Raw genomic sequence first — 11,689 nt, 5'->3', positions numbered from 1 at the left:
AACGGGTTTCGCGGAAGACGGCTGAATCGATTAAGCCTCATCAAATGGACACGGTTTGGCAACGTGGCCGTAGCAAGACGTACGAAGTCTAGGTGCGCTGACGGTGTGACCGCCACCACTCACTGAGCGTGACCTTCACGCCGATCGCAGCCCGCTGACCGGGGTTCCGTCGAAGATCATCGGCAGGCGAGGCGGCCCCGTGCCGACATGACCGACGGGAAGCGAGATCACCCTGAGTGAGACTGTGTGGAAATAAGGACGTTCAACGTCTCTATTTCCGCACACCCCTCACCCGTTCCGCGTGAAGGCCCCCTTACCTCGGCTGAGCCGAGGGAAGGGGGCCTTCACGCGCTTGGAACAGGGCGGTCACCAGGAACGCAGGGTGACGATCCGCTCTTCGAGCTGCTCCACCGAAGCCATCGCGGTCGGCGGGCCGCCGCAGACCCGGCGCAATTCGTTGTGGATCGCGCCGTGCGGCTTCTTCGTCCGGTGGTGGTGCACGCCCACCAGGGCGTTCAGCTCCTTACGCAGGCTGCCGAGCCGCTCGCTGACCGACTGCGGCCGCGCGACCGGCGCCGCCTCCTCGGCCTTGGGCTTGCGCCGCTTCTCGTCGGAGAGCTGCTCTTCCTGCCGCTTTCGCAGCAGGGCGCGGACCTGATCCGGTTCGAGTAGCCCCGGCAGGCCGAGGTACTCCTGCTCCTCGTCGGAACCGGAGAACACCGCGGTGCCGAAGGAGTTGCCGTCGTAGATGACCTGGTCGAGTTCGGCGGAGGCACCCAGCGAGGTGAACGCCTTCTCCTCTTCGCCCGGCTCGTCCTCGGTGCGGTTGGCCTGGGCCAGGAGCTCGTCGTCCCAGCCCTCCTTCTCGCGGTGCGGCTTGCCGAGGACGTGGTCGCGCTGTGCCTCCAGCTCGCTGGCGAGCTCCAGCAGCACCGGCACGCTCGGCAGGAAGACCGAAGCGGTCTCGCCGGGTTTGCGCGAACGCACGTACCGGCCGATGGCCTGCGCGAAGAACAGCGGGGTCGACGCGCTCGTGGCGTAGACGCCGACCGCCAGTCGCGGGACGTCGACGCCTTCGGACACCATCCGGACCGCGACGAGCCAGCGGTCGGTCGAATCGGAGAACTCCTTGATCCGCCCGGACGCCTTGGGATCGTCGGAGAGGACGACCGTCGGGGTCTGGCCGGAGATGCGCTCCAGGATCTTGGCGTAGGCGCGCGCCGAATCCTGGTCGGTGGCGATCACCAGGCCGCCCGCGTCCGGGATGCCGTTGGCGCGAAGCTGCGCGAGACGCGTGTCCGCGGCCTGCAGCACCGACGGGATCCATTCGCCCGCCGGGTCGAGCGCCGTGCGCCAGGCGCGCGCGTTCTGCTCGGCCGTCAGCGGCTCGCCGAGCCGCGCGGTGAACTCCTCCCCCGCGCTCGTGCGCCAGGAGGCCTCACCGGAGTAGGCGAGGAAGACGACCGGCCGGACCACGCCGTCGGCGAGCGCGTCGGCGTAACCGTAGGCGTGGTCGGCCTTGCTGCGCTGGAAACCCGAGCCGTCGGCCTCATAGGTGACGAACGGGATCGGCGAGTCGTCGCTGCGGAACGGCGTCCCGGTGAGCGCCAGGCGGCGGACGGCGGGCGTGAACGCCTCGCGGATCGCGTCGCCCCAGGACTTCGCGTCACCGCCGTGGTGGATCTCGTCGAGGATGACCAGGGTCTTGCGGTTCTCGGTGCGCACGCGGTGCAGCGTCGGATGCGCGGCGACCTGCGCGTAGGTCACCGCGACCCCTTGGTAGTCACGCGAGGTGACGCCGGTGCCGTTGCGGAAGTTCGAGTCGATCGCGATACCGGCGGCCGCGGCCGAGGCGGCCCACTGGTGCTTCAGGTGCTCGGTCGGCGCGACGATGGTGATCCGCTCGACGGTCCGGTCGCTCAGCAGCTCGGCGGCGATCCGGAGACCGAACACCGTCTTGCCCGCGCCCGGCGTCGCGACGGCCAGGAAGTCCTGCGGTTTCTTCGTGAGGTACTTCGTCAGCGCTCGCCGCTGCCAGGCACGCAGCGGGCGGGCCGTGCTGTCCTTCGCCGCGGGAGGCGCGCCCAGCTCGCCTCGATCGCGTTCAACGGTTTCCGACATGCAGGTTCCCCTCCTCCCTCACCCGAAACGCCTGGTCATCCACCCTGACACAAGCGAAAACCCCCACTTGGGTATCCGGCAGCGACGCCGGCGCCTGAGGTGAGGGCACTCCGGGAAGCCTACCTCGCGGGCCCGTGGAACGCCGGAAGCGCCACCCCCGTTGTCGGGTTACTCACCCGAAAACCCAGGGGTGGCGAGCCGAATGGCGCGGCATGGACCATGCTGGACACCGTCAAGGGCGCTCGGCGCCGGCGGAGGAGCTGCATGAGCGAGGAGAACGGCCGTCCGGATACGGCCGCCGAGGTCGCGAAGGGCCGCAGGGGTCCGTTGCGCCTGCTCAGCCGCACGCTCAGCAAGGCGTGGGACGGCAACATCTTCTCCGAGGCCGCCGAAGCCGCGTTCTGGCAGACGCTTTCGCTGCCGCCACTGCTGCTGGGGCTTCTCGGCTGTCTCGGCTTCGTCGGCGACTGGTTCGGCCAGGAGGTCGTGACCGCGGTCCACGACCGGATCATCACCTTCAGCAAGACGATCTTCAGCGACAACGCCGTCCACGACATCATCGAGCCGACGGTCAACAGCATCCTGTTCGTCGGCAAGGGCGAGATCGTCTCGGTCGGCTTCCTGATCTCCCTGTGGGCGGGTTCGTCGGCGATGTCGTCGTTCGTCGACGCCATCACGGTGGCGCACGACCAGTACGGCGTCCGCAACGACGTGTGGCAGCGGATCTTCGCGCTGCTGCTGTACCTGGCCGGGCTGGTCATCCTGGTGGTCGGGCTGCCGCTGCTGGCGATCGGGCCGGACCTGCTCCCCCAGTTCTTCCCCACCGACTGGCGCGACACGGTGTCGTACTGGGTCGGCACGCTGTACTACCCCGTGCTGGCCGTGATGATCGTGCTCGCGCTGACGACGCTGTACAAGCTCGCCCTGCCGCGCAGGCTGCCATGGCACCGAGGACTGCCGGGCGCGGTGCTCGCCATGGTCGTGTTCCTGCTCTCCAGTATCGGGCTGCGGATCTACCTGAACTGGATCACCAAGACCGGCTACACCTACGGCGCGCTCGCCGCGCCGATCGCGTTCCTGTTGCTGATGTTCTTCATCGGGCTCGCGGTGGTCGGCGGCGCGTACTTCAACAGCGCGATCCAGGAACTGTGGCCCGCCAAGGCGACGAAACGGCAGCGCCGGAAATGGCGGCGGCTGGAAATGGAACGCGCGAACGAACGGATCCGCGCCGAAGAGGGTCGCAAACTGTGGGAACGGACGACGGTCCCGCTCCGCCGCCCCCGCCAGAACGGCGATTCCCCCGATGGTGACCCCGAACACGTGCCGGAACAATCGGTGAACGAGGAAACGCAGAGCGAAGCCGATTCGGTGACAGACCGGCGAAGTTGAGCGGGACCTCATCCCGAAGTCGTACTCGGATTCCACCCGTGGTGTGAATCCACCCCACCCCCTCCCGTGAAAAGCTCGCGATAACCGCCCGTCCCGAGCCATTCCTGGGGGATACCGTCATGTCCACGCTGGCCAGATTGAGCCTGCGCAACCGAAGTCTCATCGGGCTGCTCGCCCTGGTGGTGATCGGCTTCGGCGCCTTCGCCCTGCCACAGCTGAAGCAGCAGCTGTTCCCGTCACTGCAGTTCCCGCAGGCGCAGATCATCACGCCGTACGCGGGCGCGTCGCCGGACGCGGTCGACCGGCAGGTCACCGAGCCGCTCGAAGGCGGGCTGCAGGGGCTGAAGGGGCTCGAAGAGCTGAGCTCGACGTCGTCGGAGGGGCTGTCGCGGATCACCGCGCAGTTCGAGTTCGGCACGGACATCGACGCGGCGGTCGGGCAGATCCAGCGCGTCGTCGACGGGCTGAAGACACGGCTGCCGCAGAACAGCGAGTCGACGGTTTCGGCGGGCTCCACCGACGATCTCCCGGTCGTGCTGCTCGCCGCCGGGACCACCGGTGACCCGCAGGCCCTCGCGCCCGCGCTGACCGGGGAGGTCGCGCCGGAACTGCGGAAGATCGACGGTGTCCGCGAGGTCGAGGTGACCGGCGCGCGGCAGCCGCGGGTGACCATCGCGCTGGACTACGCGAAGCTGGCGGCCGCGGGGGTCGACCCGTCGTCGATCGCCACCACCCTGCAGACCGCCGGTGCCGCCGTCCCGGCCGGGACGCTGACCGAAGGCGGCAAGACGCTCACCGTCCAGGTCGGCGGCGGACCGACCACAGTGGACACGATCAAGAACCTCTACCTCACGCCGTCGCAGCCTTCCCGTCCCGGCGCGCAGGCGGGCAAGCCCGTGAAGCTGGGTGACGTCGCGGACGTCCAGGCCGGATTCGCGCCGCCGACGTCGATCACGCGTACCAACGGCAAGCCGAGCCTCGGGCTCTCGATCACCATGGTGGAGAACGGGAACGCGGTCGCGATCTCGGAGGCGGTGCGGGACAAGCTGCCCGAGCTGTCGAAGAAGATCGGCGCCGAGATGAGCGTCGTGTTCGACCAGGGCACCCCGGTCAAGGACGCGATCAGCGGCCTGACCACCGAAGGCCTGCTGGGGCTGGCGTTCGCGGTCGTGGTGATCCTGCTGTTCCTGTTGTCGGTGCGCTCCACCCTGGTGACGGCGGTGTCGATCCCGCTTTCGGTGGTCGTGGCACTGCTGGCGTTGTGGACCGGCGATCTCTCGCTGAACCTGCTCACCCTCGGCGCGCTCACCATCGCCATCGGACGGGTGGTCGACGACTCGATCGTGGTGCTGGAGAACATCAAACGACATCTGGCGTACGGCGAGGAAAAGGAGCGCGCGGTCCTCGACGGCGTGCGTGAGGTCGCGGGCGCCGTGACGTCGTCCACCCTCACCACGGTCGCGGTGTTCTTGCCGATCGCCTTCGTGGGCGGGTTCGTCGGCGAGCTGTTCTCGCCGTTCGCGATCACCGTCACCGTGGCGCTGCTGGCGTCGCTCCTGGTGTCGCTGACGATCGTGCCGGTGCTCGCGTACTGGTTCCTCAAGCCGCCCAAGACCCCGGCGGACGAGCGCGAGGCCGAGCTCACGCGCCAAGCCGCCGAAGACAAGGAACGCCGCGGGCTGCTGCAGCGCGGGTACGTCCCGGTGATCCGGTTCGCCACGCGGCGTCGCGTCACCGTGGTGCTGCTGGCGCTGATCATCTTCGGCGGCACGGTCGGACTGGCCTCGCAGCTGAACACGAACTTCCTCGACCAGTCCGGCTCGACGACGCTGAGCCTTTCGCAGAAGCTGCCGCCCGGCACCAGTCCCGAGGCCAAGGAGAAGGCCGCCGGCGCGGTGGAGCAGGCGCTCGCTGCCGAACCCGCCGTCGAGACCTACCAGGTGAGCATCGGCGGGGGCAACTTCTTCGGCGGCGGCGGGACGGCCACCAGCATCCAGGTCACCGTCGCCAAGGACACCGACCTCGACGCGCTGTCGGAGCGGTTGCGGGGCAAGCTCGACAAGCCGGAACTCGGCGAGGTCAAGATCGGCGCGGAAGCGGGCGGGTTCAACTCCGACCAGATCTCGATCACCGTCACCGCACCGGACGAAGCCGCGCTGAAGCCCGCCGCCGAACAGGTCCGCCAGGCGCTGTCCGGTGTTCCGGATCTCACCGAGGTGACCAGTGACCTCGCGCAGGGCTCGCCGCGCGTGCAGGTCGAGGTCGACGCCGCCAAGGCCGCCGCGAGCGGGCTTTCGGCGACCACGATCGGCCAGATCGCGAACCAGGCCATCGCCGGCCGCACGGTGACCCAGCTGCCGGTCGACGGCAGACGCACGGACATCGTGCTGCGCGCGGGCACGGCGCCGGTGTCGGTCGACGCGGTCAAGGCGCTGCCGATCCCGAGCGCGGCCGGCGTGGTGCGGCTGGACTCCGTCGCGACCGTGTCCACAGTGGACGGCCCGGCCGCGGTGCACCGCACCTCGGGCGAGCTGAGCACCACGGTCACCGCCAAGAACACCGGCGCGGACCTGGCCGCCACCACGAAGGCGATCCAGTCCAAATTGGACGGTCTGACCTTCGCCGGCGGCGCGGCGTACAAGCTCGGCGGCGTCAGCGAGGACCAGCAGGAGGCCTTCGGGAACCTGTTCCTCGCGCTGCTGGCCGCGATCGCGATCGTCTACCTGATCATGGTGGCGACGTTCCGCAGCCTGATCCAGCCGCTGATCCTGCTGGTGTCGATCCCGTTCGCGGCGACCGGCGCGATCGGTCTGCTGCTGGCGACCGGGACCGCGCTGGGCCTGCCCGCGCTGATCGGGATGCTGATGCTCGTCGGCATCGTGGTGACCAACGCGATCGTGCTGATCGACCTGGTCAACCAGTACCGGGCCGCGGGAATGAGCGTCACCGACGCCGTCGTCGAAGGCGGCAGGCGACGGCTGCGGCCGATCCTGATGACCGCGGCGGCGACCATCTTCGCGCTGGTCCCGATGGCGCTCGGGCTGACCGGGCAGGGTGGGTTCATCGGGCAGCCGCTGGCGATCGTGGTCATCGGCGGGCTGGTCAGCTCGACCCTGCTGACGCTGATCCTGGTGCCGACGCTGTACACGATGGTCGAGACGCGGAAAGAGAAGCGGCGCGCGAAGAAGGACGCCCGCCGGTCTTCGGCCCCAGCCACCGAGACGCTGACGCCGGAGCCGGCTTCGTAGACCCTGGGGGCAGGAGGAAGGCGCGCCGGGGCCGGGTGGGCGCCCGGCGCGCCTTCCGGCATTCCGCCGGCTGAATGCGCCTGCCCCGACGGCAAGTACGTGAAGGCCCCCTTCACTGCGCTAGACGCAATGAAAGGGGGCCTTCACGTACTTGGGGGCGGCGCGGCAACCCGTGACTCGCGTGTTTGAAGCCGTAACTCGCGTGATTGGAGCAGGTACGCCTCCGATCACGCGAGTTACGCGTCTGATCACGCGAGTCACGCCTTACGGAACCGCCACGTCTTGCTGTCGAAGGCCACGCACCACGACGGCGAAAGCATGACGACCCGCAGGGTCCCGTCGGCGGCGACGTCGATGCCCTCGGTCTCGAAGTTCCCGCTGCAGGTGCTCTTCAGCGGCAGCTGCCCCAGGGACGTGACCCGCCCGGTCACGTCCGAACCGGACAGCGCGCCGGAGAGGTCGACCTGCAGCAGCGGCTTCGTGGTCCCGAACAGCGAGCCCTCCGGGTCGTCGGACGCGCACAGCAGCCGGGTCGCGGTGAGGAAGTCGCAGCCCTGGATGTCCCGCACCGGCTTGTCGAGCCGGATCGCGGACGCGTACGGCAGGTTCGCCGACGGGTTCGTGTGCGCGACGCCGGGCATCGGGTGCACGAGGAGCCGGTCCATCGTGCCCCACTCGCCCGCCACCATCCAGCGCGCGTCGGGGGTCACGGCGGCGAACGAGTTGTTGTTCGCCTCCCACGACTCCAGCGCGTGCGTGTAGTTCGCCCACGTCCCGTTGGGCGACTCGACGCGGAAGAGCTTGGCTCCCCGGTCGTCGCGCTGGTACGGCTCAACGTACCAGCCTTGCGCCGAACCCGGGTCGCCGACGTGGTTCCAGCCCTGGGACGAGAGGTTCACGGGAACGGTCGCGATCCCGGTGTAGCGGTAGATCGTCCCGGACGGCCGTTCGATGGTGGCCAGGCCCTGGCCCTCGTCGAGCGGGCGGGCGTTGTCCGAGCCGACGGTGGTCCAGCCGGTGACGGCTTGGGCGGCGGCGGGTGAGAACACCGCGACCAACGCGGCGATGGCGAGCACGATCCCGGTTCTACGCATGAAGGCTCCGTCCCGGCGGGTTTTCGCTGGCGCGTACTGATTACCAGCGAAGACCGGGACGGGCAGCCGCCATGTGAAGGATTTTCAGATTTTGTCCGGTTTCGGACACCGGACGGACACTCAGTCGCCCGGCTTGAGGCCGTCGTAGATCTTCTTGCAGTCCGGGCAGACCGGCGAACCGGGCTTCGCCGACTTCGTCACCGGGAAGACCTCGCCGCACAGCGCCACCACGTGCGTGCCCATGACCGCGCTTTCGGCGATCTTGTTCTTCCGCACGTAGTGGAACATCTTCGGCGAATCGTCGTCGGTGCCGTCGGTGCCCTCGGGACGGGTATCCGGCTTCGGAAGGGTCTGTGTACTCACCCCTCCATTGTGCCCCAAATCCTCCTGCGCACACCGACGACCTGGCAGGATCTCGCCCATGTTCCAGAAGGTGCTCGCGACATTCGGCTCGGGCGGGGCGAAGATCGACGCCCGGCTGCTCGACCGCACGATCTCCCCCGGCCGCCCGTTGCGCGGCGAGGTCCTGCTGCTCGGCGGCGAAGTCGATCAAGAGATCAACGGCCTCTCGGTGAAGCTGCTCGCCAGGGTCACCCTCCCGGACGAACGCCGCCCCGGCGTCGAGGACCTCGAATTCGGCACCCAGCAGCTGGCGGGCAACGAGCGGATCGGGCCGGGACAGCAGGTCCGCCTGCCGTTCGAGGTCGCCCTGCCCTGGGAGACGCCGATCTCCAGCGTCTTCGGCAAACCGCTGAACGGGATGGCCGTCGGCCTGCAGACCTGCCTCGACATCGCGAACTCCGTGACCGACCCGGTCGACGTCGACGCCGCCGCGATCGAGCCGCTGCCCGCCCAGAAACGGATCCTGGACGCCTTCAGCCGGATCGGGTTCGTCTTCCGCGAGGCCGTACTGGAACGCGGCCGGATCAACGGCGCCGTCCAGCAGCTCCCGTTCTTCCAGGAGATCCGCTTCACCCCTTCGCCGCGGTTCGCCCCCGTGTTCACCTCGGTGGCGGTGACCTTCCTGTCCTCGCCGTCGGAAACCCAGGTCGTGCTGGAGGTGACCAAACGCGTCCGGGTGTCCAAGAGCGGCGGGTTCGGCGGCCGCGGCCAGGAGTTCCTCGGCCTGTTCAAGGTCGACCACGCCGCGCTGGAGCGGGTCAAGTGGGAGCCGCAGCTCGAAGGCTGGCTGCACGAGGTGGCCAAGGCGCGCGGGATCTTCGACTGATGGAGTGGCCCACCGCGATCACCCGGCTCGGCGGCGATCACCAGCTCGCCGCCGTCGCATGGGACGACCTCCAGACCCGTTACGCCGAACCGCATCGCCGCTACCACGATCTCCGGCATGTCACGGCGGTCGCCCACGACAGCGGTGACCTCGCCGTCGCCTTCGGCCTGGGCTCCCGCGAACGCGCCCTCGTCGCCGTCGCGGCGTGGACGCACGACGTCGTCTACGACGCCCGTCCCGGCGAGGACGAACGGGCGAGCGCTGCCTGGACGCGCGACGAACTCACCAACGCCGGCGTCCCCGAGACGGATGTCGAGCGTGCCCAAGAGCTGGTCCTGAGCACGATCCACCACGCCGCCCCGGACGACGACCTGCTCGCCACGGCGCTGCTCGACGCCGACCTCGCCATCCTCGGCGCGCCGCCGGAGCGCTACGAGGAGTACGCGAGCGGTGTCCGGGAGGAGTACTCGATCTATTCGGACGAGGACTGGCGGGCAGGACGCGTGGCCGTACTGGAGAACCTGCTGGCCAGGCCGCGGCTGTACCGCAGTGACATCGCGCGGGCACGCTGGGAGAGCAAGGCACGCGCGAACCTCGCGAACGAACTGACCCGATGGCGTGACGCCGATCCACATCACCGATGATGTTCGTTCGTGACTCCGCAACTGTCCCTTCACGAAGAGGTCGCCTCCGCCCTCGCCGCCGGTGACCCCGTCGTCGCGCTGGAGAGCACCATCCTCTCCCACGGTCTCCCGCCCGGCCGCAATCTCGACGTCGCCCGGCGGCTGGAGAAGGTCGTGCGCGACGGCGGCGCCGTCCCCGCGACCATCGCCGTCCTCGACGGCGTCCCTTTGATCGGCCTCACCGGCGAGCAACTGGAACGCGTCTGCGCGCCCGGCGCGGAGCTGGACAAGCTCTCCCTGCGCGACATCGGCCCGGCCGTCGGCCTCGGCCGGTCCGGGGCGACGACGGTCGCGAGCACCGCGGCGCTGGCCGCCGCGGCCGGGATCGGCATGTTCGCCACCGGCGGGCTGGGCGGCGTGCACCAGGGCGCGGCGCAGAGCTGGGACGTGTCAGCGGATCTCGGCGTGCTCGCGAAGGTGCCGACCACGGTCGTCTGCTCCGGGGTGAAGTCGGTGCTCGACATCGCCGCGACGCTCGAAGTACTGGAGACCAACTCGGTACCGGTGCTGGGTTACCGCACCGGCGAGTTCCCCGCGTTCTACCTCCGCTCGTCCGGTTTCGAGGTGCCGTGGCGGGTCGACGACGCCGCGCAGGCCGCCTCGGTCATCGCCGCCCACCGGGCACACGCGGATTCCGGTGTCCTGCTGGCGAATCCGATCCCGGAAGCGTCCGAAATGGACAAGGAGCTGCACGACCGGCTGCTCGCCGAAGGGCTGGAGCTCCTCAAGTCGCGCGGCGTGCACGGCAAGGACGTCACCCCGGTGCTGCTGGAGCACTTCCACACCGCCAGCGAAGGCGTGAGCCTGGACGCGAACGAGGCGCTGGTGCTGTCCAACGCGGAACTGGCCACAGCGGTCGCCGTCGCGCTCGCCGGGACCGCCGCATGAGCGGCATCGTCGTCGTCGGCGACGTCGGTCTCGACGTGGTCGCGCGGCACGAAGGCCCCATCCCGCACGGCGGCGACATCCGCGCGAAGGTCCACTTCACCAGCGGCGGCGCGGGCGCGAACACCGCGCTGTGGCTGCGGGCCGAGGGGACGGAGACCACGCTGGTCGCGCGGATCGGCGACGACTCCGGCGGCCGCATGGTGAAGAGCGAACTGGAGGCGGCGGGCGTCCGATGCGAGTTCGCGGTGGACCCCGAGGAACCGACGTTCTGCGTCGTCGTGCTCGTCGACGGCGCCGGTGAGCGGAGCATGCTCGCCGACCGCGCCGCCAACGCGAAGTTCAGCCCCGAGGACGTCACCGAGGCGGCGCTGCGCGGGGCGAGCCACCTGCACCTCTCGGGGTACGTCCTGCTGTACCCGTCGTCGCGGCCTGCGGCGCTCGCGGCCCTGGCGGCGGCGAAGAAGGCCGGGCTGACGACGTCGGTCGATCCGCAGGCGGCGACGCTGATCACCGATCCCGCGGCCTTCCTCGACGACGTGCGCGGCGTCGACCTGCTGCTGCCGAACACCAGCGAGCTGGTCGCGCTGACCGGGTCGAGCGATCCCGAGGCGGCGAAGGAACTGCTGGACTACGTCGGCGAGGTCGTGGTCACCGCCGGTCTCGACGGCGCCAGCTGGGTCGACGCGAGCGGCACCATCACCTCGGTGCCGTCGCAGCCCGCGGAATGCGTCGACTCCACCGGCGCCGGGGACGCATTCGACGCCGGGGTGCTCGCGGCGTGGCTGCGCGGCGAGTCCACCGCGGAGGTGCTTCGGGCCGGGACGCGGCTGGGTGCCCAGGCGGTTTCGAAGGTCGGGCCGCAGCCGTAGTCCCACCCCTCGTGAGTGGTGAGGACGGTTCTAACCGTCTTTACCACTCACGAGGCCAGAGCCATTCGGTACCGGGGTTCTGCTGGGTGCTGGGCTTGGCCGGACCCAGGACCGTCCTGGTGAGCATGTCGCGAAAGCCACTTTCGAGACGTCTGATGTCCCGAAAGTG

Annotated in this window: 9 protein-coding genes; 6 read left to right on the top strand and 3 right to left on the bottom strand. The window is 69.5% G+C overall.

Features of this window, described 5'->3' with window-relative positions; all coding sequences use genetic code 11:
- Positions 1 to 366: 366 nt before the first annotated feature.
- The gene (locus tag ACZ1DY_RS15360; protein ID WP_034317045.1) at positions 367 to 2,121 is read right to left on the bottom strand and encodes a DEAD/DEAH box helicase; all 1,755 of its coding nucleotides are present in this window, start codon (positions 2,119 to 2,121) and stop codon (positions 367 to 369) included.
- Between the two features lie 264 nt (positions 2,122 to 2,385).
- Between ACZ1DY_RS15360 and ACZ1DY_RS15355 the strand changes: the two genes are divergently transcribed.
- Both ACZ1DY_RS15355 and ACZ1DY_RS15350 read left to right on the top strand, forming a co-directional pair.
- The gene (locus ACZ1DY_RS15355) at positions 2,386 to 3,510 is read left to right on the top strand and encodes a YihY/virulence factor BrkB family protein (RefSeq protein WP_465484752.1); all 1,125 of its coding nucleotides are present in this window, start codon (positions 2,386 to 2,388) and stop codon (positions 3,508 to 3,510) included.
- Between the two features lie 119 nt (positions 3,511 to 3,629).
- Entirely contained in the window at positions 3,630 to 6,758 is a 3,129-nt protein-coding gene (locus ACZ1DY_RS15350; protein ID WP_465484751.1) for an efflux RND transporter permease subunit, read from the top strand.
- A 257-nt stretch (positions 6,759 to 7,015) separates the two neighbouring features.
- Here the strand turns inward: ACZ1DY_RS15350 and ACZ1DY_RS15345 are convergent, their stop codons facing one another.
- Together ACZ1DY_RS15345 and ACZ1DY_RS15340 are read right to left on the bottom strand one after the other, a co-directional pair.
- Positions 7,016 to 7,852: a hypothetical protein gene (locus tag ACZ1DY_RS15345; RefSeq protein ID WP_257487907.1), complete on the bottom strand. Its 837-nt coding sequence runs from the start codon at positions 7,850 to 7,852 to the stop codon at positions 7,016 to 7,018.
- A 120-nt stretch (positions 7,853 to 7,972) separates the two neighbouring features.
- Positions 7,973 to 8,215, bottom strand: coding sequence for a DUF3039 domain-containing protein (locus tag ACZ1DY_RS15340; protein ID WP_007033595.1), 243 nt, complete (start codon positions 8,213 to 8,215; stop codon positions 7,973 to 7,975).
- Positions 8,216 to 8,273: 58 nt separating this feature from the next.
- On the opposite strand from ACZ1DY_RS15340, the gene ACZ1DY_RS15335 reads away from it, so the two are divergent.
- The 4 genes from ACZ1DY_RS15335 to ACZ1DY_RS15320 are packed head-to-tail and all read left to right on the top strand — an operon-like array spanning position 8,274 to position 11,520.
- Positions 8,274 to 9,080, top strand: a complete 807-nt coding sequence (locus ACZ1DY_RS15335; protein WP_126731486.1) for a sporulation protein — start codon at positions 8,274 to 8,276, stop codon at positions 9,078 to 9,080.
- Positions 9,080 to 9,724 (top strand): HD domain-containing protein, encoded by a 645-nt coding sequence (locus ACZ1DY_RS15330; protein WP_126731484.1) that lies wholly within the window; start codon positions 9,080 to 9,082, stop codon positions 9,722 to 9,724. Before ACZ1DY_RS15335 ends, ACZ1DY_RS15330 begins: the two co-directional genes overlap by 1 nt.
- A gap of 9 nt (positions 9,725 to 9,733) precedes the next feature.
- Positions 9,734 to 10,651 carry a pseudouridine-5'-phosphate glycosidase gene (locus tag ACZ1DY_RS15325; RefSeq protein WP_465484750.1) on the top strand — a complete coding sequence of 306 codons (918 nt, stop codon included), beginning with the start codon at positions 9,734 to 9,736 and terminating at the stop codon, positions 10,649 to 10,651.
- Positions 10,648 to 11,520: a carbohydrate kinase family protein gene (locus tag ACZ1DY_RS15320; RefSeq protein ID WP_465484749.1), complete on the top strand. Its 873-nt coding sequence runs from the start codon at positions 10,648 to 10,650 to the stop codon at positions 11,518 to 11,520. The genes ACZ1DY_RS15325 and ACZ1DY_RS15320 overlap by 4 nt, the downstream gene beginning before the upstream one ends.
- Positions 11,521 to 11,689 lie beyond the last annotated feature (169 nt).

The sequence above is a fragment of the Amycolatopsis sp. PSD-21 genome, from assembly GCF_055561455.1.
This window is presented reverse-complemented; position numbering and strand designations above follow the sequence as displayed.